Origin of the sequence: Methanothermobacter sp. (assembly GCF_030055425.1) — an archaeon.
Classification (GTDB): Archaea; Methanobacteriota; Methanobacteria; order Methanobacteriales; family Methanothermobacteraceae; genus Methanothermobacter.
The window spans coordinates 217,298-243,753 of sequence record NZ_JASFYE010000001.1 but is presented as its reverse complement, the minus strand read 5'-3'; the positions used below and the strand labels follow the sequence as shown (position 1 = coordinate 243,753).

Below are 26,456 nucleotides of genomic sequence, written 5' to 3'. Positions count from 1 at the left end.
TTATTGCTGTGTGTGGCCTTGATGGATTGGGTTTTAGGGAGGGGTAATTCTTTAGATCGGGATTATTCAGTGGATTAGATAAATATTTAAATGAACACCCATATACCAACTAATCAGTTCATTTTACAGATAGCACCGGATGTGATATATTGAAAACAATTGAGGAAATAAACCAGAAGATCAGGGATGGGGATGCTGTCGTCGTAACCGCAGCTGAGATGACAGCAATCGTGGCTGAAACCGGACCAGAAGATGCTGCAAGGGAAGTTGATGTTGTTACAACCGGTACATTTGGTGCTATGTGTTCATCAGGCGCTTTCATCAACTTCGGTCACTCTGATCCACCAATAAAGATGTCGAAGACGTACCTGAATGGTGTGGAGGCATATTCTGGACTTGCAGCTGTGGACGCCTACATAGGGGCAACACAGCCAAACAGGGACCCTGAGATAGGCCTCAGTTATGGAGGTTCACATGTCATAGAGGACCTCATAAGGGGAAAGGAGATAGAACTGGTTGCAGAGGCCTACGGTACCGACTGCTACCCATTAAAAAGTGTGGAGACCCTCATAAGCCTTGATACAATAAACCAGGCGGTAATGGTGAACCCCAGAAACTGCTACCAGAACTATGCAGTTGCCGTCAATTCAACCCAGGAGACCCTCTACACCTACATGGGAACACTCCTCCCAAATTACGGTAATGTGACATATTCAAGTGCAGGGGAACTGAGCCCCCTCCTCAACGACCCCTACTTCCAGACGATAGGGGTGGGCACAAAGATATTCCTCTGCGGTGCAGAGGGCCATATAATCGGGGAGGGTACACAGCACTCAACGGATGTGGATAGAAATAATGGTGTTCCTGTTTCAGCTGCAGGGACCCTCATGGTAAGGGGTGATATGAAGGAGATGGACCCTGAATACGTGAGGGGGGCGACCATGCCAAGGTACGGCCCTACACTCTATGTTGGGGCGGGGATACCCATCCCAGTGCTCAATGAGGATATAGCGGCGGCAACAGGAATATCAGATGAGGAAATAGTCTGCAGGGTGATAGACTACGGTGTTCCAAGAAGATCAAGGCCAGTTGTCATGGAAACAAACTATAAGGAGCTGAGATCAGGTAAAATTGAAATAAATGGTGTTGAGGTCCCGACATCTCCACTTTCATCACTTAAAAAGGCGAGGGAGATTGCAGAGGAACTGAAATCATGGATTGAAATGGGAGATTTCCTCCTCACAGAGCCGGTGAAACCCCTACCATCAAGGGGGCATTCCACAAGGCCACTGGAAATAAGGAGACCCTCAATAATGGTGAGGGAACTCGAGAGCAAACCCGTCATAATGACCCATGAGGATGACGACCTCAGGGAGGTGGCAAGGAAGATGGTTGATAACAGCATAAACCATATACCTGTTGTTGACAGCCAGGGTATCCTCAGGGGTATTGTGACATCATGGGACATCGCAGATGCAGTTGCAAGGGGCAAGAAAAGCCTTAAGGATGTAATGACCCGTAGGGTAATCGTAGCACGGGAAAATGAACCAGTTGACGTTGTTGCAAGACGTATAGATAAATATAACATATCTGGTTTACCGATAGTGGATGAGGAAAACCGGGTGAAGGGTATAATCACAGCAGAGGATATTTCAAGGCTGATAGGAAAACTGGAGAATAGGGGAGAGTCAATATGAAGGCCTGGCTTAAATTCTCACCTAACATCGTTAACAAATCCATAATCTCAGAGGCAATAAAGCGGTACGACATTGACTTCAACATACTCCGTGCCAACATCACCCCCCGTGGGGGTAAGATGCTCGTTGAGATAAGCGGTCCGGAGGAGAGGAAGGGAATAGAGTTCATAGAGGACGCTGGAATTGAGGTTCACCCCGCAATGAGGGTGGTAAAAAAGGACAGGGAGAAGTGCGTGGACTGCGGGGCCTGCGTCTCACTCTGTCCTGTAAGCGCCATATGCATCGAGGACGACTGGGAGATCAGGATTGACGACCAGAAGTGCATAGGATGCAGCTTCTGTGTGAACTCATGCCCTACAAGGGCCATAATGCTATTTGAATGAAACCAGATCCGGTTTTCAGATCCTGAAGAAAAGGTGAATTGATGGTTCTCATAGTCGGTTCAGGGGCCTCAGGGGCAACCCTTGCAAGGGAACTTGCAGTGGGAGGATTTGATGTTACCGTAATAGAAAGGGGCCCCTACGTTCAGGATGGGGATGCATTTCTGTGCTACGATGAGAGTTCAGATGACCCTGACATCCTCAAAACAAGCTGCGTTGGCGGATCGACGCTGGTGGCAGCAGGTAACGCCGTAAGGGTCCTTGAGGACACGCTGAAGGATTATGGTGTTGATATAACAGATGATCTTGATGCCATTGAAAGGGAACTTGATGTGCGGGAACTCCCTGATACACACATCGGGAGGGGGACCGCACTCCTCATGGATGCGGCAGAGTCCCTCGGGCTTGAAATAAGGAGGATGCCAAAGTTCATAAGGGCCGAAAAATGCAGACCATGCGGTAAATGCTCCTTTGGCTGCCCCAAAAGTGCCAAGTGGTCTGCAAGGGAATTCATGGATGAGGCAATTGAACATGGCGCTGTACTGGTTGAGGAGACAGAGGCAAGGGATCTGATTCTGGAGGGGGGGAAGGTCAGGGGTATTGAAACCTCAGCAGGCAGTTTCCATGATGAAACCGTTGTCCTGGCAGCAGGGGCAGTTGAAACCCCCAGGATCCTCATGAGGGCAGGTATTGATGCAGGGAGAAAGTTCTTCATGGACACCTTCGTTACGGTGGGGGGCATATTTGATGGGATCGGGTTCTGTGATGAGGTCCAGATGAATGCACTCATTGAAATGGACGGCTTCATACTCTCACCCCACTTCTCAACCCTCCTCTTTCCTGAGAGGGATAGGGTTGACGTCCTGGGGCTCATGGTCAAGATAAGGGATGAGGCCTGCGGCCGTGTGGAGGCTGATAGGGTTGTGAAGCACCACACCCAGAGGGATGTGAGGTATCTCGCTGAGGGCGCTGCCCTTGCAGGGGCGGTTCTATCTGAGGCGGGTGTAAGGGCAGATACCCTACGATCCACACGCCCCCGGGGAGCCCACCCTGGGGGTACAGCGGCCATAGGGGATGTTGTGGACGAGAACCTTGAAACATCAATTCAGGGCCTCTTTGTGGCCGATGCCAGTGTTCTGCCTGAGGCACCAGGGGCACCGCCGATCCTCACCCTCATGGCACTTGCAAGGCGCCTTGCAAGGCACCTGGCATCTTATTTATAACTTTTAGCTTTTTTAACCAGTTCACAATTTTTATTTTCTGGACGTTAAGGAAGACAAATTTATTAAGTTTTTTCGGAACCAAAAACCAATATATGATGCTGAATATATGGTAGGGAAGGTGAGGATTTATGAGAAAAGCACCGTTGAAATTTCTAACCATTCTTGTTACAGTCGCATTCCTCCTTTCATCTGTGCCCGTGGTTTCAGCACTCAAAACCGAGATCATCTATACAGGTACAGGGGGAGATGTATCAAAGAACTATTACATCAGGAACTACTCTCCCCGCACACCTGTAACATCAGAGGTTTTTCAGGCTGCAAAAAAGGGCACTCCAATGTTCACATTTGGAAATGGTAGCAGGAAGGTTATAATAGTTGCAGGTGTCCATGGAAATGAACTTCCAGCTTCAATTGCCGCTGTTAAACTCATAAATTATCTTGCAGGTAAAAGGATAAACGGGACGGTCTACGTTGTACCGTTCCTCATACCATCGTCCACTGCCCGGAGTTCCAGGTACTGGAATGGTAAGAACCCCAACAGCATTGCAAATGTTAGGGGCACACCATCCAACAGGATAGTTCAGCTGGCTGCTTCAAGGGGTGTGAGTGCCGTGGGGGACTTCCACTCAACAAGGCCCGGTGGAGTGCCAGGGAAAACATCGATTCTCTGCACAAGGATACCAACCTATGAGAGCTACAGGATGGCATCATATATGAGCCGCTACAGTGGATCAGCCCTCATACCATCACAGGTGGCAGGTAAGGATTATCCAGGAGCCCTTGAGGATGTCTGCAACCTTGCAGGTATCCCTGCAGTTACAGGGGAGGTCAGGTCACCCCATGGTTCAGTTGCATCGGGTAGTGTTACAAAATCCTACACCCAGATGATAGCCTTCCTTAAGTACAACAGCATCATCTGAATGAGGTCACCATACCTAGGGAAGATAATTTGGGTGTTCAATGGCCTCTTAACAGAGGTAATTTTATTGTGGAACTCCCCAGAGCCGAAGTTATAGGTATAGAGGCATCTGCTGTGGGGGAATAATCTGTTCCTTCCTTTTTTGGAACATTATCCATATCCGTTATATTTTGCAGAAAAAGCATATTAAATTAAAAGAGCCGAAAAGGGTATTTTAAATTAAAAAAGATGTTTTTGGCACATCTATGTTATGAGGTCCTTTATGAACTGGACCACAGTTTCAATGAGGCTCTCACCCACCTTAACAGATGATGGGAACACCATCTTGCTCTTATCTGTGTGGTTCTGGATTATCTGTGCAAACATCAGTGTGTACTCGTCCCTTCCAAGCTTCTTATCACCCACTGAAACATAGGATGGAAGCCTCCTGTTGGTCTTTGCGAATTCATAGACCCTCCTTGCAGCATCACGGTACTCAGACCTTGTGAGTGTCCCAGTGTAGGTGTTGCTTGATGAACTGGCGTCTGATATTGCAGTTGTGTTCTTTCTGATGGGAAGCCCTGCTATGTACTGGGATGCAAGGTAGACCCACTCCTCCCGGGACATTTCGGTTGTATTACCACTGACTATGCGGCGGGCATCTGCTGAAAGAGTGGTTGGATCGATCTCATGCCTTGCGATGTAAACTGATGAATTCACGGTCCTCATGTGCTCGCCATCTGCAGAGTAGGCGTAGTCGATGAGATTCATTGCTGTGAAGTGGACCTGCTGGCTCTGGGGTAAAACCTTTGGTTCCAGGAGGAGAATACCTGCACTCCTGAGGTACTCTGAGGGTTTACTGATACCTGCAAAGTAGACATTTGAGAAGTTATCATCCCAGGCCCTTGACAGGTAACTGGTCTTCTCAAGGTTGAGGCTACCGTAGTTCACATAGGCCACGCCGTCGAGCCTGGATGCGTATGATCTGAGGTAACCTGATTTTATCCCTGAGATGGTACTGTACATCGTCCCGGGACATGCAGCCGCTATGTAAACGGCAAGAGAGCCTGGGGGGGCATTCTTAATGGCACGGTCGGCTTCCCCGGGGGCAGGTGACCTCTCATCTATTATAACCCTGGCTGACCCTGCTATCTCTGCCTTTATGGATTCCATTAGTGTTCTTCCATTAACACCATTCAGCCTGTCTGAACTCATGTATATGGTCTCCGGCGTACCTGAGGCGTAGCGGTTCATTATAACGGATGTGGTTGGATAACCTGATGACCAGAGAACCGTTCCATTGACTCTAACTGATGTGGATGTGGAGAATACGCCTGATCTCCAGAGCGTCATCGCCACTGGGAGAAGCGACCTGGGTGCCATAACCCTTGGTCCTGATTTTGGCTGAAGGGCGCTCAGTGTGGCTGAATCACTGCCATACCAAACCCTCTGGTAGGGTATGCCAAGGCCCTTCAGTGATGATGAGGGTATGGCTGATGCAGGGGCGCATATGATTATCTTCTTGGGCTTCAAACGTTTTATTTCAGTTCTGGTGGCTGATGGCAGCGTTTTTCCACTTATAAGGAGGGGCGCATCATTTTTTATTGCAGCATAGGCTGCTGAGATGTCTGACCCGGTTCCAAGGACAACCACGTTGCTTCTGCTCCAGTAACGTGAGAGGGAGGATGTCCTTGCAGGGATACGGGTCCCGTTAACCTTAACGTCACCAACAACAACTGTGTCCATCCCCTTAACATACTTGAGGACGGACTTCTCTGGAGTGTAACTGCTCACCACAAGTCCGCTTTTTGTATGTGCCGCTGCAGGTGCCGTTATAATGGCATGGGATGAATCGGTTACAAAAACAGCACCGGCTGCAGGCGATACAAGAAAGAGGAACATGATGACCAGTGCAGATACCTTAATCTCTCTCATGGAATCACCCTAAAACTGGGATTCTATCTCCTCGGTCTCAATGAGGCGTTCACAGTAATAGCATCGCAGCATCACGGGTTCCTTTGATATGACATAGAACCTGTTCTCAACGCCCTCATCGCTGTTTGTGATACAGTTGGGGTTGGGGCACCTCAGGATGCCCCTGACCTCATCCAGAAGCCTCACCTTGGCCTTTTCAACAATCTTGTAATCCCTTATGATGTTTATGGTGGCCCGCGGGGCTATCAGGGCTATCTGATCCACCTCTGATGACTCAAGTTCCCTGTTCTCTATCTTAACAATGTCCTTGGAGCCAAGCTGGGATGAATCCATGTTCATGGCAACCGTCACCTTGCTCCTCCCATCAGGTAATCCAAGGATGTTGAGTACATTGAGGGCCCTGTTGGCGGTTATATGGTCTATAACCGTCCCGTTCTTTATTGGTTTGACCCGCAGTTCAAAGGGTTTCTTCATCTCATACCCACCTTCAGATCACCTTTTACCCAGATTGAAGGTTTCAATGAACTTTGCATACACCGGCCTTGTTATGAACACACCTATAAGCACCCCAAGGACGGTGGTGAATGCGAAACCTGAAAGGAGACCTATACCCGTGGCACCCCTTGAAAAGCCCACGTAGGCCAGTGGAAGCATTGCGGCTATCAGGGTACCTGCAGATGCGAATATTATGAAGAATGCGTCCTTTATCCTGAACTTACGTCTGGTTCTCCTGCCCTCACCTGCCAGCACCTCGTCTGTTATGATGATCTGGTCATCCACACCGGTACCTATGGCTGCCAGTATACCTGCTATTGCCGCAAGGTCAATGTTCCACCTTATAACAGCAGCCGCACCCAGTATGATTATGAGTTCTGCAAGTGTCGTCATGAAGATGGGCACAACAAGGATGGGGGTCCTGTAGCGTATTATGAGTATGACGGCAATTGCAAGGACAGCGAGGAGCCCGGCGATGAGTGCACCCTCTGCAAACTGTTTTCCGAGTTCAGCGGATACACTGCTCACACCAACAATTTTAACCTTCACAGGAAGAGACCCTGATTTCAGGAGTGTCTCTATCTCCTTGGCCTGAGCCTCAGCCTCCTCCTTGCTGTTCTCAGCCCCTGTTATACGGACGTCCGTGGTCGGCTTTCCTGTTGCAACCTCCGGTGAAATCTCAGGGGAGGTGATCAGACGGTCATCCAGGTACATGTTGACTGGTTGCCCTGCTTTGCCCCTGGCAGCCTCGGCGAACCTCTGAGCCCCTGCAGTTGAAAGCTTGAAGGGCACCTCCCATTCATTGGCTGTGATTATGGGTGCCTGGACACTCACAATGTCCGCCCCTGTGAGGACGGTTTCGTTTCCTATCCTGGCCTCAAATTTACCGGGTGTCCCAACTATGTCCGCAACCTGATCAGGCTGGACACCTGCAATCTCAACTATAACGTTCTGATCGCCACTGGCACGCACCTTCACGTCCTTGACACCGAATATGTTTAGCCTCTTGTCCAGAACGCTTGTCACTGTATTCATTGTGGCAGCATCCACCGGCTTTTCAAGCTGTATCTGTATGAGTGAACCCCCCTTGAGGTCGAGACCCTGCTGGATCCCCAGGGTTGACACCGCAGCTATACTAGCTGCAACAAGGACGAGGAGGAGTATAACCCTGTAATCTTTGAGGAATTTTGAAACCTTCCTGTTCATGCTTTAACCTCCAGGTACCACCTTAGAATTCCAAGGTTCATGAGCCAGGTGGTTATGATGTCTGCAAGGAGTCCTATTATGAGCACAGCGGCTATGTTACTCAGGACCTGTGCCTCAGGCATAAGGAAGACAGTGACCAGGTACAGGGCTGTCATTGAGGCTAGGGCTGATATGGACATGGTGAGGCCTGTTTTTAGGGCCCCAAGAGCCCTCTGGTTTATGTCCCCCTTCCTCTGTTTCAGGATCCTGGTTGTGAGGAGAATATCCGTGTCCACACTGTAACCTATGAGCATGAGTATGGCACCGACTGAGGCAAGTGAGAGCGGTATTCCAAAGGCGGACATACCACCAACCGCTATTATGATGTCGGAAGCTGCTGCAAGGATAACAGCAATGGATGGTATCGGATCCCGAAATACTATGAAGACGGTGATTGACATGAAGAGGAATGCGAATCCAACGGCCCAGTATATCTGATTCAGCGCCTGCTTGCTCAGGACGGGTCCGACCGACTTGTAACTGTTTATGGTTGCGGTTCCCTTAAGGGCCTCATTCACCCTGACAACATCCACATCGGTACCGAACTGTACCGTTGCCCTTTCCCCTGTCACCGAGAGCACCTTCACATCATCCAGGCCCAGTTCACCCCTGAGGAGTGATTCCAGTTCTGGACCGCTGATGCTCTTCTCGAGGGTTAGGTCTGCGAGCGCCCCACCCCTGAGGTCCACGCTTTCATTGAGACCATGGAAAACCACAAGGAGAAGGGCAAGCAGTGTTATGGCTGCAGGTATTGCTATGAGCGGCTTGTATGATCTGAACATCCTATCAATCAATGTTATCACCTGATCATCTTTGGCAGTTCATCATCTGGAGCTGTATATCTTCAGGTCCTTTTCTGCCATAATCTTGAGTGTATCCTCCCTTACCTGGATAAGCTCCTTTCCACCGGTTTTCTGTATGAAGAAATTCACTATACGCCCCCCGCGGGCTCTTATCTTTTCAGACATGCGTTCAATTACCCCCTCACCACCCTGTCTGCTCATGGTTGTAAAGGGTATCACGTCCTTTCCCATGAAGTCGGCCCTGTCAATGAAGGTTATCACTGCAGGTGCGGGCTTACCGGCCCAGGTTGGGGTGCCAATGTATATGAGATCGTATTCTGAGAGTTCAACCCTTTCTGGACTGATCGGGGTCTTTGATTCCCTCAAAGCATCTATTGAGGACTTAAAACTACTTAAAAATCCTTTTCTATCCTTAAGATCCTTGATTTCAATTAGATCAGCATTCAGTTCCTCTGCAAGTGTCTTTGCCACCATTGCAGTGTTTCCTGTGCGTGAATAGTAGATCACACATGTCTTCATTGTATCACTCAGCTTCATCACCTAACAGATAATCTGATCCATTTATTTATAATATAATTTTCTGTTCCCTTAATAATTTACCTGGAATCCAGAGGTCATGGGTGCATTCCAGGGAAGTCAAGGCCCTCCACCTCACTGAATCCACACATTATGTTCATGTTCTGTATGGCCTGACCTGAGGCACCCTTCACAAGGTTGTCTATGGCAGAGACTATAACGGCCCTCTGGTTATCATCCACCTCAAAACATCCTATGTGGCAGAAGTTTGAACCCCTCACAGCACTGAGCACTGGCATCCTATCAACAACCCTGACAAAGGGTTCTCCATCATAGAAACCCTGGAATATCTCCCTGAGTTCATCCTGACTGAGGTCCTCACTGAGGAAGGCGTGTGCGGTTGTGAGGATGCCCCTGGTTACCGGGACAAGGTGTGGGGTGAAGCTGAGCCTCACAGGGTTGAACCTTGAAAGTTCCTGTCTTATTTCAGGCGTATGCCTGTGTCTTGTCACGTTGTAGGCGGTAACATTGTCACTGCATTCAGGGTAATGGGTAAGGGGGGTTGGCTTCACCCCAGCACCACTCACACCTGTCTTTGAATCAATTATGAAGGTGTCAGCAAGCTTCTCATAAACCAGGGGGAGACATGCAAGTATTGCACCTGTGGGAAAACATCCGGGATTCGCCACAAGATCTGCAGATTCTATCGCCTCCCGGTGAATCTCGGGAAGACCATAGACCGCTTCAATGGGTTTTTCATGTTTGATCCCATACCACTCCTCATATGTCCTGGTGTCCCGGAACCTGTAGTCCCCGCTGAGATCCACAACCCTCATGCCCCTCTCTATCAGATCCGGAACGATCTTCATGGAGGCTCCATGGGGTGTGGCCGTGAAAACGATATCTGCGTCCATCTTTTCCATGGAATCCTCGAATTTCAGGTCAGTGTCCTGTAGATGGGGATGTACCCGCGATACAGGAAGACCCCTGTACTGCCTTGAGGTTGCAGCCACCACCTCCACCCTACTGTGGTTCTCGAGTAATCTGAGGAGTTCACCACCTGTATATCCGCTGGCTCCAATAATACCCGCACTGATCACGTCAATCACCTTTGCTAATTAACTATTACTAATTTGGTGGAATGCATTTAAATAAGGTTGTATTCTGCTTGAATGGACCAAAAACTTATAAATGGCATGGCATAGAATTCTTGAATGTCCACGGGGGAGGAGTTACCCCCACAATGGAGGCGGTAAAATTAAGCGTCACTCGATATTTGCAGTGCTGCTACTTCTCGGGGTGGCAGTGTTGCCTGCAGGGTATGTGAGTGCAGCTGATTCAAATATAACATCCAATGCAACGGTTAACAGCACAGCAGCCAGTACCTCTGCGTACACAAAGGTATCTCCATCAACAACAGTGAGTTACACCTACCACGAGTATGTCCCGTATACTGTCAGGGTGAAGGTTTCCTACATGAAGCCCTACACATTGAAGGTTAAAACACCCATAAAGAGGTACTACTACAGGAATGGAAAGTACAGGGTACGGTACGTCTACAGCTACACCTATGTGACCAAGTACCGTAAAACCTACAGATGGGTTACAGAGACACGCTACAGAAAGGTTACGCGGATCGGATATGCTGAGATGGGTGATTACCTAAGGGAAACAGAAAACTGCCAGGTTTCGGATCCTGAAATTTCTTCTCTAAGTTCTAACCTCACTGAAGGGTGCACTTCAACCTATGAGAAAGCTGTCCGCATATTCAACTGGGTCAGGGATAATATAGACTACAGCTTCTACTACAATACAAGAAACGGTGCGGTTGAGACACTCCAGAAGAGGTCAGCCAACTGCTGTGACCACACACATCTTCTGGTTGCTCTTGCAAGGGCTGCAAACATACCCGCAAGGTACATGCATGGTAAATGCGTATTTAGAAGCGGAAACACCTATGGACACGTCTGGGGACAGTTATATATCAACGGAAAATGGTATGACGCAGACGCAACAAGCTTCTCAAACACGCTCGGCACGATAAAAAACTGGGACACCTCCAGCGCATTCATAAAGGGTGTTTACGCTGAATTGCCATTCTAGAATCTCAAATATTCAATTTTTTATTTTTTAGCAGTTTTTCAGGGCATCCTCATCAAATTCCATCTTCCGTATCTTTTTTATTATCTTGCAGGTACTGTCAAGTTCGGATCTTCTGTATTTGCCCACCCTTCTAACCTCACACTCAAGGCCCCTTCTACTGAGTTCATCCCTCAGTTCATGGATATCGAACTTCTGATCGGGGCCTATGGCGATTATATCAGGCTTCAATCTGTGAACTATCTCAAACATATCGGTTTCACTGCCAAGGTGGGCCTCATCAACGGGTTTTAGCATCCTTACAACTTCGAGTCTCTGCCTTTCACCTATGATGGGTGTCCTCTTACGTGCCCTTACCGTGGAGTCCCTTGCAAGTACAACCACCAGTCTGGCGTTTTCTCCACCAAGTTTCTTTGCCTCCTCAAGGAAAAATCCATGTCCCGGGTGGATTATGTCAAATGTGCCTGTTGCCATGACGGTTTTAATTTCAGTTCGCTCATCAACGGATCTGTTCATTTCAGTTCCTGATATTTTAAGGCCTCCCTGAAGTCTATCTTGCCCTTATAAATCGCTGAGCCAATAACAACCCCAGCGGCACCTGTTTTCTGGAGATCCTCGATGTCCTGAATGCTGCTGATACCCCCTGAGTAAATAACGGGCACATCAACGGCGTTCACAAGCTCAATCACAGGTTCTGGATCAAATCCGGAGAGAAGACCCTCAAAGTCCACATTTGTAAAGAGTATACTTCCAGCCCCTTTCTCCTGGAGTTTTCTGCCCATTTCCACTGCTGTATGTTCTATATTCTCTGTCCATCCCCTTATAACGACCTTTGAGTTTCTGCTATCGAGTGAGACCATTATACGGTCTGAACCGTATTCCCCTGAGAGATCCCCTATAACCTCCGGGTTCTCAATGGCCATGGTGCCGAGTATTATCCTCTCAAAGCCCATATCCAGGAGTTCAGATGCATATTCCTTACTTCTTATTCCCCCACCTATCTGGAGTGGAACAGAGACCCTTTCTGTGATTTCTTTAAGGATATCGGTATTCCTCTCTGAATCCAGGGCACCGTCAAGGTCAACCACATGGATGGTCTCAGCACCCAGGGATTCCCACCTTTCTGCCACACCGGCAGGGTCATCAATCACAACCTGCTCGGTACCTGGCTTTCCCTGCACAAGCTGGACGCATTTACCGTTTCTTATATCAACAGCTGGAATTATGAGCATTCTATCCTTTCTGAAGGTCATATTAATCACGGATGCAATGTAATGTTAAGAGGACTATCAGAAAAATCCATTGAATCCTCTTGTTCTAATACCCACTTTCCACTGAAAATATTTAAGAATTTCACCCACATATATTAAGACATAAGTAGGTGTTTGCAATGAGCGGTTTAAGGGCCCTCATCAGGGAATACAGAAGGATCACAGACAATGAAATCAAGTCTGAAACAGGAAATGGAACTCTTATGGGTCCAAGGGGCCCCTTGAAGGAGAATATAGAGTTCAGAGACCTCCTGAATCCGAGTAGAAGGTATTTTTCAGCTTTCAAAGAGGACGACAAGTATGTATCCAGCTTCCGTCTTGGCCATTTCAATATCCCGGATATAATCGCCGGGTCAGCTGCAGGTGTCTCATACATTGGTGGCATGAACCTTGGAAGGGCGCTCATAGAGGAGGGCCTTGCAGATGACATCAGATCACTTGGGGAGTTAATGCTGGAGCATAAACTCGGGATACTTGACGTGATATCTGAAGAGGGGGACGGACGGCACCTCACGATGGACATAAGGGTCTATGAGTGTATCGAGTGCTCGGGTCTTCCAAATATTGGACGCCCCATCTGCTTCTTTGAGGCTGGTATAATAGCGGGGGCCCTCTCTGAGATACTTGGGGGAAGGGTTGATGCATATGAGAGGCGCTGCTGGACCAATGGCTACTCCTTCTGCCAGTTTGATGTGAGGGCCAGAATCTGATCAATTTTATGCTTTTTCTAGATTGAGCTCCAAACTTGACCTATTTTTTCATGCCGTTCCAGTAGAGAATTATAACCCCGGTGAGCATCACAATTCCAGAAACCACCTGCATGGCTGAAAAGGGTTCATTCAGGATTAAAAACGCAAATATGGCCCCAAATAGTGATGATAAAGGGAACAGGGATCCCACCATCGCCGCGCCTATCTCCCTTACTGCAATGTAGATGAGGATGAATGAGCAGCCTATACTGAAAATCGAAACCATGAGTGCATAGGGGAGCATTTCCGGCGGAAGAGCTGTGCTCAAACCAAGAATCAGCATGATAATCAGGAGTAAAAAGCCCCCCACAGAACTTTTAATACCTGAAAGAAGGATTAGGTCTCTTTTTTTGCTTAAAAATTTGCTGAGGACTGTGTCAAGGCTCCAGAAGAAGGCGGCCAGGATAACAAGGAGGTTACCGCTCACCACAACATTGTTGAAGAGACTCTGAAACTCACCCTCACTGACGAGGTATGCGGCGCCACTTACAAGAAGCATTATTCCAAGGAAGTCCTTAAATTTGAGCGTCTCCCTGAAAATCAGGTAGCCGAGGATGATGATGAAGAGAACCTCAATGTTTAAAAGGAGGGATGCGTTAACTGCTGTTGTCTCACCAAGACCAGTAAGGAAAAGTACAGGTGCAATAACCGTGCTTAGGAGTGCTGTGAGCAGGAGTAAAAGGTAATCCCTTCCGGTTATTCTGCTCTCTATCTCACCGCTTCTGTTGAGCACGTCAAGTATGTTCTCCTTGAGGGGTGACTGCCTCACCATGAAAAGAAAAATACCCGCAATGAGGTATGTGTAGGCCCCGATGGTTATGGGGTGCATCTCAGATAACATTATCTTATCAAGGGTTGCTGACATACCAAAGAAAACCGTTGCAGTTATGATACTTAGATAACCCCAGACCTTTCGCATACCTGTACCCCAAAGTTAGTGAATCATCAAAATATAATCAATATAACTTGAGGATCACATATAAAACATGGCATGATATCATGGTTCAGATATCGCTGACGCAGATTATATAGAAAGGAGCGTATGGTTATTTTAGTAGTCATGCTTCATAAGGCATATTCATCAATAACGAATTAGTCCACTGCTCTTTAACATTTTCAGGGGGATCTAACATGAAGAAGATAGCACTTAAGGTTGCATATATCGGTACCAATTATCACGGGTTTCAGAGACAGCCTGATGTCCCCACCGTGGAGGGAAAACTCCTTGATGCCCTGAAAGAGGCTGGCGTAATCAGAAGTCCTGGAGAGTCCCGCTTCCAGATAGCCGGTAGAACTGACAGGGGTGTCCATGCACTGGGGAATTTTGTGAGCTTCTTTACAGAGGAGGAGATCCATGTGAACCAGATAAATGACCTCCTCCCACCTGACATAAAGGTCCTTGCCTGGGCATCTGTAATGTACCCGTTCAAGGTGCGCTACCCCATTGAGAGACACTACCGCTATATTCTACACAGGGGGGAGTCCATGGACATCGATGCAATGGCCGAGGCAGCTGAACACTTCAGAGGCACCCACGACTTCAGCAACTTCTCCAGGAGGAGGGACAGGAATCCTATAAGAAGGATAAATGATGTAAGGGTATCAGAAGATGATAACTCCATCCTGGTGGACGTCTACGGTGAAAGCTTCCTCTGGCAGATGGTACGCAAAATGGTGAGGGTCCTCCTCCTGGTTTCAGAGGGGGAACTATCTCCAGATGATGTTTCGGAACTTCTGGATACAGAAGAAAGGGTTTTCATAGACCCGGCACCCCCTGAGAACCTCATCCTCATGGACCTCAAATATGGGGTTAAGATAAAACTCAGGCATGATGAATATGCCATTGAACGTTTCAGATCCCTACTTGAGGAGGAATTCAGGAAGTACCGTGACATGTCAATGGTAAGGAGGGTCATGGGAGATTCCCTGAAACATATAGGCGACTCTGACTAGGTTCCTCTCTGGTTTATCCAAAACTCTAAATAATTTATTATAGAATATAGGTAACCAGGGAAGCGATAATTCTGGAGGATCATAATCTGCAGCAGAATAAAAATCCTGATAGGGGTGCTGCGAAACCCCTAACGATAGTTGGTGTTGATCCAGGCCTCACGGTTGGTCTGGCAGTCCTCGACCTGGAAGGGAGACTTCTCTACCTTGGAAGCATGAAGGAGGCCTCAAGGTCCAGCATAATAGAGGAGATAATAAAACATGGGAAACCCATAATTGTCGCATCGGACGTATACCCCCCTCCCGGAGCGGTTAAAAGGATCGCTTCAATGCTCAACGCTAAATTATATACTCCGGAGAAGGTTTTAACAGTATCATTCAAGAATGAACTGGTATCAGAATTTCTAAGGGAATCTGAGAATTCACCGGAAAACTCCCATGAAAGGGACGCCCTTGCAGCGGCTTTGAGGGCCTACAGGCATTATGAAAAGAAACTGAGACAAATTGAGAGGAAGGTTGAGGAGGCTGGCCTCACAGCAGGGGAAACCCTTGAGGTCAAGGGCCTGGTTATAATGGGAAAACCAGCTGCAGAAGCAATAAGATCACTTAAAGAACTGGAAGAGGCAGATAAAATCTCTTCTGGACCTATGGAGGGGGGTTATGAGGCAGAATCCTTCGAATTTTCAGCTGAGGATGAAAAATCCCATGGAGACGTTGAAAAACTCAGGAGGACCATAAGGACTCAGCGTTCAACTATAAGGCACCAGAGGCTGACAATTGAAAAACTCAAAAGGGAGGGGAGGTCCCTTAAGGAAAGGATAAGCAAACTCGAGAAGGAGAAGTCAAAGCTGGAGTCAAAGCTTGAAAGGTTACAGTATGAATATTCAAGGGACCTTCTACTTAACCGGGAGTTATCACATAAACTCAAGGTCATTGAAAAGCTTCAGAGGAAATACACGAAGGAGCGGGAACGCAGGGAAGCCCTTGAGAGGGATCTTGATTCACTGCTTCAGATAAAGGATATGGAGTCATTGGAAAACACCTCACCTGTGAAGATAATTGATAGCTTCACAAGGGAGGGTATAAGGAGTGCTTGTTCCAGGTGGAAGATAAAGAGGGGTGACGTGCTTCTCCTCAGAAGTTCCGAGGGCGGGGGATCACAGACTGCAAGGATATTAATGGACCTGAAACCCTGTGCCATTATAACAGAGGACAGAATGTCCCACCAGGCCCTTGAGGTTTTCGAGGAGGCTGAAGTGCCTGTAATATCCAGGGAATCCCTTGATATTCAGATACATGATGATTTCGGCTCAGTTAAAACTCAAGATTTAAATAGAGAAATTAAAAAATGGAAACACAGATTAAATGAAAAGAGAAAGAAAAGAGAAGAAGAGGATCTTCTGAGGGTAATAACTGAATACAGGGCTCAGAGAAGAAGAAATCATTAATGAGACTTTTCAAGTGGTTAACATGAAGATTGCAGTTGTTTTGGGAACGCGGCCAGAGATAATAAAGATGGCCCCTGTCATAGATGAGATAGAAAGGCGCAACCTTGACTTCACACTCATACACACAGGTCAGCACTATGACCATGAAATGTCAGACCAGTTCTTCATTGACCTGGAACTCCCATCACCGGACTACAATATAGGTGCAGGTTCAGGGAGCCATGGAGCCATGAGTGCAGAGATGCTAAGGGGTATAGAGGATGTCCTCATGAGGGAGGAACCCGATATCGTGATGGTACAGGGGGACACAAACGCTGTCCTTGCAGGGGCCCTTGCGGCAGTGAAGCTCCACATACCCGTTGGACACGTGGAGGCGGGCCTCCGATCATTTGACAGGACCATGCCCGAGGAAATAAACCGGATGGTGGCAGATGTCTGCTCAAAACTCTACTATGTACCCACCGAGGAATCTGCCATTAACCTCCTCATGGAGGGTGCCGATCCAGAGACAGTATTTGTAACCGGAAACACGGTTGTTGACGCCTGCCTAAGGAATATTGAAATAGCATCAAAGAAATCAGATATCCTCTCAGAGTTTCAGGGGGATGAAAAATTTGTTGCGCTGACTCTTCACCGCGCAGAAAATGTGGATAACCCTGAAAGGCTCAGATCAATAGTGGAGGCCATACTTGAGCTTGATGAATTCAGGATAGTCTTCCCGGTTCATCCAAGGACGAGGAAGAACCTGGAAAAATCTGGCCTCTACACCAGACTGCTCGAGGCGGAGCACGTCACATTAAAAAAGCCAATGGGTTATCTTGATTTCCTTCTTCTACTTTCAAACTCGTTCATGGTACTCACGGACTCCGGCGGACTCCAGGAGGAGGCCATAACATTCAATGTACCCTGTTTAACCCTGCGATACAATACTGAACGCCCGGAAACTGTTGAGGCCGGGGGTAACATACTTGTAGGTGCTGATAAGAACAGGATAACCACAACAGCCAGGAGACTCCTTGAGGACCCTCATTTCAGAGAGGGAATGATGAGGGCAGAGAACCCCTACGGTGACGGCCACGCCTCAGAGAGGATACTGGATGAGACCCTGCGGCTACACAGGGAGGGCAGGCTCACAATGAAACCACCCACAGAGGTCATGGAAGCACCATCAAGAATGCTTATACATGTGGATGAGAATATTACAGTAGCTGAGCTCGCTGAAAGGAATAATGCAGTTATAAGGATGGTTTATGCTGGAGGAGAACCTGTTTTTCCTTCACATACACTGAAACTAAAGGATAAGGATGTTTTGATTGAGTACAGATGATGGAGGAATTGACATGGACAATTACAGAATAGCAGTATTTGGCCTTGGACACATAGGTCTTCCAACAGCAGCACTTTTTGCCAGGGCGGGATTTGATGTTACCGGAGTTGATATAAACAAAGAAACGGTGGATAAGGTCAACATAGGAAAATCACCCATCCCGGAACCAGGCCTTGATGAACTTGTGGCTGAAGTTGTTGGATCAGGTAAACTGAAGGCGACTGCTGATGGTGTTAGCGCTGCAGGGAAATCAAACGTAATGGTTGTGGTGGTACCGACACCTGTTAACAGCGACAATACGTCTGACCTTTCTGCTGTGATATCCGCGACAGAGACCATCTCAGAGGGTCTTAAGAAGGGCGACCTTGTGATTATAGAGAGCACCGTACCTCCAGGAGCCTGCGAGAACGTGGTACTCCCCATACTTGAAAAAACAGGTTTACGCGCATCAAGGGACTTTGGACTTGCATACACACCTGAAAGGGCCCTTCCAAACAACACACTCCATGAAATGCAGAACAACGCAAGGGTCATAGGGGGCATAGATGGGAAAAGTGCAGAGATGGCCGCTCAACTTTACAGTAAGGTCACAAGGGGCGAGGTAATAGTTGTGGATGACATCATAACAGCAGAAATGGTTAAGCTCATGGAGAACACCTACAGGGATACCAACATAGCCCTCGCCAATGAACTTGCAGTTATATGCGAGTCACTAGGCATAGACGCCATAAAGGCCATCGAGGCAGCAAACCACCACCCCCGGGTGAACCTCCACACCCCAGGACCCGGTGTGGGGGGCCACTGCCTCTCAATAGACCCCTACTTCATAGTTGAGATGGCGGAGAAACATGGTGTATCAGCAAGACTCATAAGGACAGCCAGGGAGGTCAATGAATCAATGCCCTTCCATGTCCTTGACATCATAAGGGATGCACTTGAATCAGCTGGCCGGGACCTTGCAGGGTCACGGGTGGGTATCCTTGGCGTGGCCTACAAGGGCGACGTTGCAGATGCAAGGGAGACACCAACAAGGCCCCTTGTGGCAGCACTCATATCAGAGGGGGCTGAGGTCATTGTCAACGACCCACATGTTGACCCTGACATGATAATGGAGATGGGTGTTGAACCTGTCTCACTTGAGGAGGCCCTTGAATCTGACTGTGTGGTTCTCATGACGGATCATTCTGAATATCTTGAAATAACCCCTGAGATGATAGTTGGTGGGATATTCATCTGCACCAGACCCGTTCTGGACCCTGAAGAATTCAGAGAACATGGCATAGTATTCCGGGGTGTGGGGCGCCCTTGAAACTACTTGTATTTGAATATGCTACTGCCTCAGGGATTGAGGACCCTGAGATATTCCTTGAGGGTCGTTCAATGCTTGAGGCTCTTCTGGCTGATTTCAGGGACTTTGAAATTGAGTTTCTTCTCTCTGAGAAGTTCTCTGATATTGAAATCCAATCCAACTGCAGGCCAACAATCATCACAGGTTCCCTCAGGGAATGGCTCAGAGAAAACCTTCATAGATTTGATGCGTGCATATTCATCGCAGCAGAAGAGGATATGGAACTCTATAAACTCACAGAACTGGTTGAGGACTCAGGGGTACTTCTTCTCGGCTCAGGCAGTGAGGCGGTCCGCATATGTTCAGATAAGAGGATGACCTACAGGGTCCTCAAGGGTGCGGTTCCTCTAATAAAGACCTATGAACGGGATGATCCTGGAGAACTACCATCAAAGGTTCTCATAAAACCCGCAGATGGTGTTGCCTGCCAGGGTATAAGGATACTTGAGCCAGGGAACCTCCCTGAAATCCCTGAGAATATGATAATACAGGAATTTGTGGAGGGCGAAAGCGTCAGCGTGAGCCTGCTCTCCGATGGAAAAAGAGCACTTCCACTGAGCCTCAACAGGCAGAATATCATCATAAGGGGGGATTCACTGGAGTATGATGGGGGCGTCACCCCTGTGGATCACAGGATGATGGATGATGCCTTCAGGGTTGCCAGAAGGGCTGTGGAATCCATTGAGGGTTTGAGGGGCTATGTTGGTGTGGACATGATACTTGCAGATAAACCCTATGTTGTTGAAATAAACTCCAGGATCACGACACCCTACATAGGCCTCAGAAGGATTTCAGAGGGAAACCTGGGACATATGGTCCTTCAATCGGTTATGGGTGAACTCCCAGAGCGTGTTAAATTCAATGGGACAGCATACTTCAGAAAAGGTCCGAGGGGCATGCTTGTGGATATCCGCAGGGGGACTGAACCGGGGAATTAAGAGTATGGAGTTGACCTTGATGAAGATCGCGGGATTTGATATTGGAGGAGCAAACACTGACATGGCATTAATAGAGTTTGGAGCCGATGGGGAAATGAAGAAAGTCCGTGTGGACTTCAGGTACCTCCCCATGTGGCTTAAACGTGATGAACTTTCAGAGACCCTGATTGAGCTTACAGGGGATGATCTTGATGATCTTGATGGCGTTGGCGTGTGCATGACAGCGGAACTGGTGGACGCCTACCCAAGCAAGGCAGAGGGAGTTATCGACATAGTTGAAAGTGTCCAGAGTGCATTTGATGTTCCAGTGGCATACGTGAGCCTCTCTGGTATGGTGGATGCCTCCGAGGCGGTCAGGGACCCCATGGATGTGGCTGCAGCCAACTGGGTTGCCACCTCACAGATAGCCTCGGCAATGAGCAGCGACTGCATAATGGTGGACGTGGGAAGCACAACAACAGACATAATACCCGTCAAAGAAGGATTCGAGGCTGCAAGGGGAAGGAATGACCTCGAAAGACTATCAACCGGTGAACTTGTCTACACGGGTACACTGAGAACCAATGTGGCAACGATAGTCGACAGGGTCCCCCTGCATGATAAATGGTTCAGGGTTTCATCTGAACTTTTTGCAATAACGGCCGATATTCACAGGGTACTCGGCAATATCAGGGAATCCGACTACAGCTGCAGCACACCGGATGGCTCAGGGAAATCCATTGAGGATTGTATGCTCAGGATAACCCGTGTCCTATGCGCAGATCTGGAACTCCTCGAACCAGAGGATATACTTGAGGTGTCAGAGTACATCTACCACCAGCAGATACTCAAGATAGCAGAGGGAATCGCAGAGGTTTCAGAGCGCGAGAATCTTGATGAGGTAATCGCCACTGGCCTTGGAATGAATGTTCTTGCAAAAAGGGCCGCTGAAATTCTTGACCTTAAATGCAGAACCATGGACGAATTCCTGACGGAGGATGAGTGTGTGGTGGCCCCTGCAGTCGGCACAGCACTCCTGATGGAGGATTACCTCCAGAACATATAGACGGATGGTTGAGTTGAAATCAAGGATTTTAATTGCCGGGATTCTCCTCCTCATTGTAACCCCCCTTGTAATCATGAACCTATCTGCCTATTCAACCATCGGTTCGGATTCCAGGGGATATGTTACAAAGGATGTCTATGCACATTACGGGAAGCAGAACATAAAGATAGCGGTTGTAACAGGGATACATCCACGGGAGGAGGTTTCAATTGCGCCAGTCCAGTGGGCCAGCAGGGCATTCGCACTTCTCCCTGTGGAGGTTGCACTTTACAGTATAAATGTTGAGGACAGTCCCATGGATTACAGCAGGGGCAGGGCCAATGGTGAGGGCCTTGCAGCCACCCACATCCTTCCAGATGTAATGAAATCCGATTATGACCTTGTGATAATCGCCCATGCCCATGCACCCGGTTATGGTGAGGGGTTCTATGTTGCAACGCCACAGATGGATGAACCCTCAGTGCGGATCGCTGAGAGCCTAAGGAGGGAAGGCTTCAATTACTATCCGGTCTCAGGAAAAACAAGATACAGGAGTTCATCTGCCAGACTATTCTCAAGGCCACTTGCTGCAGCGGGTTACCCGGCACTGGTCTATGAGGTCCCTGAGTGGTCATCAGCATATGAAGTATTTTTCATGACCCTTAAACTTTTGAGGGTCAGCAGTTCTGTTCTATCTTAATTAAATGGTGTGGGGTTATTCTTTCATGACCCTTAAACTTTTTTTGGGGGGTCGTCTGTTCCCTATCAGTACCAGACATCCTTCATACCGATGAGGTATGCTATGATGTTTGCTGAAAGATGAAGGACCAGTGTGATGAGCATTATAAGGATGATGTAATCAACTGGCAGTACCCTCAGGGGAGATACCAGTATCAGGGCCCCGGCAACGAAGTCAAGCTGATCAAGGATGGGCGCAGGCCTACCCCTATCTATTTTAAGCCTTCGTTTAATGAAACTACCTGCAGCATCTCCCATAAGGGCTCCAAATCCAAGTAAAAGCCCAGTTATTGCTCCCGTTATAACTGAACCTGAAAGAAGACCCTGAATTAATCCCACAAGCAGTCCAATAAGGGTGCCAGCCGCGGTGCCACGCCAGGTTACCCCGTCCCCCATGAGGCGTCTGCCATCACGAAGGGTGATACCCATGTCAAGGGGTCTGCCCCCACCAAATACTAGACCACTTATATTTGCCATGTAGGCCGGTAACATAAAGTATATTACATAGAGAACATCTATAATATTGATAATATCGGTATTCACTTGTACACCTCGCAAAATTATTTAATTTGAGATACCGTAAGAACCTGTCAGTTCAGGCTCCAAGAAGAGGATGCATGGGTTTGTAATTTCATACATCAAGTATATAACATTTGCCAGTGAACTGATTCAATGATTTTAATATTCAAATTAAACAGGTGACTGTTGTGGTAATAAAGAGAACAAGGAGTCTCTGCCCTGAGTGCCTCAGACCCGTCGATGCAGAGGTCTTTGAGGACGAGGGCAGGGTTCTAATAAGGAAGGAATGCCCGGAGCACGGAAACTTTGAGGGTGTTTACTGGAGCAATTCCGAGGTCTACCATAAGGCAGAAAATTATGATGAGGAAGGTGAGGGGCTACTTAACCCGCAGACGGATCCCCTCAAGGGATGCCCACTTGACTGTGGCCTCTGTCCCGAACATGAGAGCCACACTGTTCTTGGTCTTATTGATGTTACTAATCGATGCAATCTTAAATGTCCAATCTGTTTTGCCAATGCTGCCGTCTCAAAGTACATTTATGAGCCAACCTACGAAGAGATAAGGGAGATGCTCAGAAATCTCCGCAGAAACAGACCCGTACCCACCCCTGCCATTCAGTACGCGGGTGGTGAGCCCACTGTGAGGAAGGATATAGTGGAGCTCGTTAAACTCGCAAGGGATGAGGGCTTCACCCATGTCCAGATAGCCACAAATGGTGTGAGACTTGCACGGAAACCTGAACTCGCAGCGGAACTCAGGGAGGCAGGGCTCAACACGGTTTACCTCCAGTTCGATGGGGTCACAGAGGAGCCCTACATTGTATCCAGGGGTAAAAATCTGCTGCCACTGAAATTACAGGCAATAGAAAACTGCAGAAAGGCAGGTCTTGGGATAGTGCTGGTCCCCACACTTGTCAGGGGCCTCAATGACAGCCAGGTGGGGGACATAATAAGGTTCGCCATTGAAAACATCGATATAATAAGGGGTGTTAACTTCCAGCCGGTGTCCTTTGCAGGAAGAACCCCCGCAGACAGAGTTGAGGAGCAGCGCATAACAATACCCGACTTCCAGAAACTCGTGGAGGAACAGACAGGTTCAGAGATAGCTGTGGAGGACTTCTACCCGGCATCATCTGTCCGCCCAATATCTGACTTCGTTGCGGCCATTGAGGGTGAACCCCAGGTTACATTCACATGCCACCAGCACTGCGGTACAGCCACATACATATTCATAGAGGACGGAAAAATAATCCCAATAACAAGGTTCATCGATGTTGACAGGTTCTTTGAGATACTCGATAAGGGCCGGGAGGAACTTGAGAAGGGTGGAATAGCAGCAAAGGCCAAATTGATTGCAAAATCAACAATAGAACTTCCAAAAACCCTCGACAAATCAAAGGCGCCGGATTCTGTTGATATAAAGAGCATACTAACCTCAGTATTCAGGGAGAGATCATACAGTGCCCTTGGAGAATTCCACTACAACACCCTCCTGGTATCATGCATGCACTTCATGGACCCATGGAACTTTGATATTGAGAGGGTTAAAAGGTGCGTCATACACTACGCCCTGCCTGATGGACGCATAGTCCCATTCTGCACCATGAACTCAATACACAGGGCAGAGGTTGAAAAGCAGTTCTCAAAACCTCTAAAAGGATAATCGAAGGAGTGGTAATTGAATTGATCATCAACACACCGTCTCGGTTACACCTCACCCTCATAGACCTCAATGGGAGTAGGGGACGCCTCGATGGAGGGGTGGGAATCACCCTCAGGGAGCCTGAACTCATTATGGGTCTTGAGGCCTCAGATGAAATCAGTGTGGAGTTCACTGGTGAAGTGGAAAATGCACTGAGGGAGGAATATGTTTCAAAGATAACAGCGGCTGCAGAGAGAATCCTCAGTTACATTGGCAGTGATGAGAAATTCATCTTCGAGGTTGAAAGCATGTTCCCGGCCCACTCTGGTCTGGGATCGGGAACCCAGATATCCCTTGCAGCCGCAAAGCTCATCACAGAGTACCATGGCGTCAGTATAAGGGCAAGGGAACTGGCAGCGATTGTTGGTAGGGGTGGAACATCAGGTATAGGTGTCGCCTCCTTTGAGGACGGAGGATTCATAGTGGATGCAGGACACAGTACGCGTGAAAAATCTGACTTCCTGCCGTCATCTGCCTCACGCGCATCCCCACCACCGGTTATTGCAAGATATGATTTTCCTGAGGACTGGAATATCGTGGTTGCAATACCCCACATTGAGAGATCAGTTTCAGGGAAAAGGGAGGTTAACATATTCCAGGAATACTGTCCCATACCCCTAAGGGAGGTTGAAAGGCTATCACACATAATTCTCATGAAGATGATGCCCTCGGTCATTGAAGGGGACATTGAGGCCTTTGGGGAATCTGTTAATGAAATACAGAAGATAGGATTCAAGAAGGTTGAAAGGGATCTTCAGGACCCACTGATTGACAGTTTAATAGATGCTATGTTGGCTGCAGGGGCCGCAGGGGCGGGTATGAGTTCATTTGGCCCCGCAGTATACGCGGTCACAGATGGGAAAGCCGATGATATGGTGGATGCGGTTCTGGAGATAATGGATTCTGGGCAGGCCTTTGTAACAGGCGGCCGTAACAGGGGGGCCTCTGTGGTTAGATCCTGAGTGCAGGAGGGAATATGGATGGAAGAAGTTATAAGAGGAAGAGTATGGAGATTCGGTGATAACATAGATACAGATATGATCATACCAGGCCGTTACCTGCGGACCTTCAGCCTTGATGAACTCGCATCCCATGTAATGGAGGGTGCAAGGCCAGAGTTTGCCTCTGAGGTGAAGAAGGGCGACATAATAGTGGCCGGGCGCAACTTCGGTTGTGGGTCATCGAGGGAACAGGCCCCGGTAGCCCTTAAACATGCAGGTGTCGCCGCGATCATTGCAGAATCCTTTGCCAGGATATTCTACAGGAACGCCATAAACATCGGTTTTCCAGTTATAATGGCTCGTGTGGATGCATTGGACGGCGATGAAATCTCTGTTGATCTCAAGGGTGGCTTCATTGAGAACCTCACCACTGGAAAGAGGTATGAGATGAAACCCTTCAACGACTACATGTTATCGATACTCCAGGACGGCGGCCTTGTAAACCACTACATCAGGACGCTGAAAGAAGGTTCAGGATAGGAGAACATTTAATTCACAGGAAAGTGTATGAGGGGTAATAGATGCAGTGTCCGATTTGCGGGTCAAAGGCATTCAGGGTTTTAAAGAGCAGAACATATGAGTCCAGATCAAGAAAGGTCAAGCACCTTGTACTTGAATGTGAAGAATGCGGCACGGTCTTCAGGGATAGCCTTGTGATTGAAAAGCCCGAAAGCCACAGGATAATAATAAGTGAGCATGGAAGCTCCTACAGGGATGAGGTGGATCTATACCCCCATGAGGAGGTATCAACAGGCGATGCAATCACTGTATCAGGAAAACTCGTTGAGATAACCTCACTGGAACTTAAGAGTGGCAAGAGGGTTGATAAAGCCACTGCCTCCGATGTTAAGACTCTCTGGGCTGTTTCACTTGAGGCACCCGCCCGTGTTGGTATATCTGTGGACCTCCATGGTGAGGTCTACTCAAGGAAGGTTGAGGTTGACAGGGACTTTGAATTCAGGGTGGGGGATGTCATGAAGATAGATGATCACGTCTTCAAGATCAGGAGCATAAAGACAGAGGATGGTATGATAAGGAGGGGCTCCGTACCGGCCCAGAAGATTAAGAGAGTGTATGGCTATCCTGTAAACCTCAGGTTCAGACAGGACCTCACAGACATGATCGTGTGATATCTGGCTGCATAAACA

The 26,456-nt window shown here is 48.2% G+C and carries 27 protein-coding genes; 17 read left to right on the top strand and 10 right to left on the bottom strand.

Features of this window, described 5'->3' with window-relative positions; all coding sequences use genetic code 11:
* Positions 1-149 precede the first annotated feature (149 nt).
* The 4 genes from QFX39_RS01350 (at position 150) to QFX39_RS01335 (ending at position 4,220) form a co-directional block, all read left to right on the top strand.
* The gene (locus QFX39_RS01350; RefSeq protein ID WP_300476670.1) at positions 150-1,697 is read left to right on the top strand and encodes a homocysteine biosynthesis protein; all 1,548 of its coding nucleotides are present in this window, start codon (positions 150-152) and stop codon (positions 1,695-1,697) included.
* Positions 1,694-2,080, top strand: coding sequence for a 4Fe-4S binding protein (locus tag QFX39_RS01345; RefSeq protein WP_300476667.1), 387 nt, complete (start codon positions 1,694-1,696; stop codon positions 2,078-2,080). Before QFX39_RS01350 ends, QFX39_RS01345 begins: the two co-directional genes overlap by 4 nt.
* Positions 2,081-2,121: 41 nt before the next feature.
* On the top strand, positions 2,122-3,300 hold the full coding sequence (locus QFX39_RS01340; protein ID WP_300476664.1) for a GMC family oxidoreductase: 1,179 nt from the start codon (positions 2,122-2,124) through the stop codon (positions 3,298-3,300).
* A 128-nt stretch (positions 3,301-3,428) separates the two neighbouring features.
* Positions 3,429-4,220 (top strand): succinylglutamate desuccinylase/aspartoacylase family protein, encoded by a 792-nt coding sequence (locus tag QFX39_RS01335; protein ID WP_300476661.1) that lies wholly within the window; start codon positions 3,429-3,431, stop codon positions 4,218-4,220.
* A gap of 242 nt (positions 4,221-4,462) precedes the next feature.
* Here QFX39_RS01335 and QFX39_RS01330 read toward each other — a convergent pair whose 3' ends face one another.
* The 6 genes from QFX39_RS01330 to argC form a co-directional block, all read right to left on the bottom strand.
* Positions 4,463-6,133: a pseudomurein-binding repeat-containing protein gene (locus tag QFX39_RS01330; protein ID WP_300476658.1), complete on the bottom strand. Its 1,671-nt coding sequence runs from the start codon at positions 6,131-6,133 to the stop codon at positions 4,463-4,465.
* A 9-nt stretch (positions 6,134-6,142) separates the two neighbouring features.
* On the bottom strand, positions 6,143-6,607 hold the full coding sequence (gene pyrI / locus QFX39_RS01325) for an aspartate carbamoyltransferase regulatory subunit (protein ID WP_013296057.1): 465 nt from the start codon (positions 6,605-6,607) through the stop codon (positions 6,143-6,145).
* 18 nt (positions 6,608-6,625) lie between these two features.
* The gene (locus QFX39_RS01320; RefSeq protein ID WP_300476654.1) at positions 6,626-7,834 is read right to left on the bottom strand and encodes a preprotein translocase subunit SecD; all 1,209 of its coding nucleotides are present in this window, start codon (positions 7,832-7,834) and stop codon (positions 6,626-6,628) included.
* On the bottom strand, positions 7,831-8,673 hold the full coding sequence (locus QFX39_RS01315; protein ID WP_300477146.1) for a protein translocase subunit SecF: 843 nt from the start codon (positions 8,671-8,673) through the stop codon (positions 7,831-7,833). Before QFX39_RS01315 ends, QFX39_RS01320 begins: the two co-directional genes overlap by 4 nt.
* Before the next feature lie 24 nt (positions 8,674-8,697).
* Positions 8,698-9,195, bottom strand: a complete 498-nt coding sequence (locus QFX39_RS01310; protein ID WP_300477144.1) for a flavodoxin — start codon at positions 9,193-9,195, stop codon at positions 8,698-8,700.
* A gap of 95 nt (positions 9,196-9,290) precedes the next feature.
* Complete coding sequence (gene argC / locus QFX39_RS01305) at positions 9,291-10,292, bottom strand: N-acetyl-gamma-glutamyl-phosphate reductase (RefSeq protein WP_300476652.1); 1,002 nt, start codon at positions 10,290-10,292, stop codon at positions 9,291-9,293.
* A gap of 91 nt (positions 10,293-10,383) precedes the next feature.
* Between argC and QFX39_RS01300 the strand changes: the two genes are divergently transcribed.
* Positions 10,384-11,295 carry a transglutaminase family protein gene (locus tag QFX39_RS01300; RefSeq protein WP_300476650.1) on the top strand — a complete coding sequence of 304 codons (912 nt, stop codon included), beginning with the start codon at positions 10,384-10,386 and terminating at the stop codon, positions 11,293-11,295.
* A gap of 27 nt (positions 11,296-11,322) precedes the next feature.
* Here QFX39_RS01300 and QFX39_RS01295 read toward each other — a convergent pair whose 3' ends face one another.
* Positions 11,323-11,778: an FAD synthase gene (locus tag QFX39_RS01295; protein WP_300477141.1), complete on the bottom strand. Its 456-nt coding sequence runs from the start codon at positions 11,776-11,778 to the stop codon at positions 11,323-11,325.
* A gap of 26 nt (positions 11,779-11,804) precedes the next feature.
* Positions 11,805-12,545 carry a 1-(5-phosphoribosyl)-5-[(5-phosphoribosylamino)methylideneamino]imidazole-4-carboxamide isomerase gene (gene hisA / locus QFX39_RS01290; protein ID WP_300476647.1) on the bottom strand — a complete coding sequence of 247 codons (741 nt, stop codon included), beginning with the start codon at positions 12,543-12,545 and terminating at the stop codon, positions 11,805-11,807.
* Between the two features lie 137 nt (positions 12,546-12,682).
* Here hisA and QFX39_RS01285 point away from each other — a divergent pair, with 137 nt between their 5' ends.
* Positions 12,683-13,273: a V4R domain-containing protein gene (locus tag QFX39_RS01285; RefSeq protein WP_300476644.1), complete on the top strand. Its 591-nt coding sequence runs from the start codon at positions 12,683-12,685 to the stop codon at positions 13,271-13,273.
* Between the two features lie 40 nt (positions 13,274-13,313).
* Here QFX39_RS01285 and QFX39_RS01280 read toward each other — a convergent pair whose 3' ends face one another.
* Complete coding sequence (locus tag QFX39_RS01280) at positions 13,314-14,231, bottom strand: DMT family transporter (protein ID WP_300476642.1); 918 nt, start codon at positions 14,229-14,231, stop codon at positions 13,314-13,316.
* A 212-nt stretch (positions 14,232-14,443) separates the two neighbouring features.
* On the opposite strand from QFX39_RS01280, the gene truA reads away from it, so the two are divergent.
* From truA to QFX39_RS01245, 7 genes are all read left to right on the top strand, one after another.
* Positions 14,444-15,265 carry a tRNA pseudouridine(38-40) synthase TruA gene (gene truA / locus QFX39_RS01275; RefSeq protein ID WP_300476640.1) on the top strand — a complete coding sequence of 274 codons (822 nt, stop codon included), beginning with the start codon at positions 14,444-14,446 and terminating at the stop codon, positions 15,263-15,265.
* Between the two features lie 65 nt (positions 15,266-15,330).
* Positions 15,331-16,710, top strand: a complete 1,380-nt coding sequence (locus QFX39_RS01270) for a DUF460 domain-containing protein (RefSeq protein WP_367185380.1) — start codon at positions 15,331-15,333, stop codon at positions 16,708-16,710.
* A 22-nt stretch (positions 16,711-16,732) separates the two neighbouring features.
* Complete coding sequence (gene wecB / locus QFX39_RS01265; protein WP_300476638.1) at positions 16,733-18,037, top strand: non-hydrolyzing UDP-N-acetylglucosamine 2-epimerase; 1,305 nt, start codon at positions 16,733-16,735, stop codon at positions 18,035-18,037.
* Between the two features lie 13 nt (positions 18,038-18,050).
* On the top strand, positions 18,051-19,346 hold the full coding sequence (locus QFX39_RS01260) for a nucleotide sugar dehydrogenase (protein WP_300477137.1): 1,296 nt from the start codon (positions 18,051-18,053) through the stop codon (positions 19,344-19,346).
* Positions 19,343-20,323 (top strand): ATP-grasp domain-containing protein, encoded by a 981-nt coding sequence (locus QFX39_RS01255; RefSeq protein ID WP_300476636.1) that lies wholly within the window; start codon positions 19,343-19,345, stop codon positions 20,321-20,323. Before QFX39_RS01260 ends, QFX39_RS01255 begins: the two co-directional genes overlap by 4 nt.
* 19 nt (positions 20,324-20,342) lie before the next feature.
* Positions 20,343-21,368, top strand: a complete 1,026-nt coding sequence (locus QFX39_RS01250) for a hydantoinase/oxoprolinase family protein (RefSeq protein WP_300476634.1) — start codon at positions 20,343-20,345, stop codon at positions 21,366-21,368.
* Positions 21,369-21,372: 4 nt separating this feature from the next.
* The gene (locus tag QFX39_RS01245; RefSeq protein ID WP_300476632.1) at positions 21,373-22,047 is read left to right on the top strand and encodes a hypothetical protein; all 675 of its coding nucleotides are present in this window, start codon (positions 21,373-21,375) and stop codon (positions 22,045-22,047) included.
* A gap of 65 nt (positions 22,048-22,112) precedes the next feature.
* Here the strand turns inward: QFX39_RS01245 and QFX39_RS01240 are convergent, their stop codons facing one another.
* Positions 22,113-22,628, bottom strand: coding sequence for a CDP-2,3-bis-(O-geranylgeranyl)-sn-glycerol synthase (locus tag QFX39_RS01240; protein WP_300476630.1), 516 nt, complete (start codon positions 22,626-22,628; stop codon positions 22,113-22,115).
* Between the two features lie 164 nt (positions 22,629-22,792).
* Here QFX39_RS01240 and tes point away from each other — a divergent pair, with 164 nt between their 5' ends.
* The 4 genes from tes to QFX39_RS01220 are packed head-to-tail and all read left to right on the top strand — an operon-like array spanning position 22,793 to position 26,438.
* Positions 22,793-24,268 carry a tetraether lipid synthase Tes gene (tes, locus tag QFX39_RS01235; protein WP_300476628.1) on the top strand — a complete coding sequence of 492 codons (1,476 nt, stop codon included), beginning with the start codon at positions 22,793-22,795 and terminating at the stop codon, positions 24,266-24,268.
* 20 nt (positions 24,269-24,288) lie between these two features.
* Positions 24,289-25,269: a beta-ribofuranosylaminobenzene 5'-phosphate synthase gene (locus tag QFX39_RS01230; protein WP_300476625.1), complete on the top strand. Its 981-nt coding sequence runs from the start codon at positions 24,289-24,291 to the stop codon at positions 25,267-25,269.
* Positions 25,270-25,287: 18 nt separating this feature from the next.
* On the top strand, positions 25,288-25,788 hold the full coding sequence (gene hacB / locus QFX39_RS01225; protein WP_300476623.1) for a homoaconitase small subunit: 501 nt from the start codon (positions 25,288-25,290) through the stop codon (positions 25,786-25,788).
* A gap of 41 nt (positions 25,789-25,829) precedes the next feature.
* Positions 25,830-26,438: an HVO_0476 family zinc finger protein gene (locus tag QFX39_RS01220; protein WP_300476621.1), complete on the top strand. Its 609-nt coding sequence runs from the start codon at positions 25,830-25,832 to the stop codon at positions 26,436-26,438.
* Positions 26,439-26,456 lie beyond the last annotated feature (18 nt).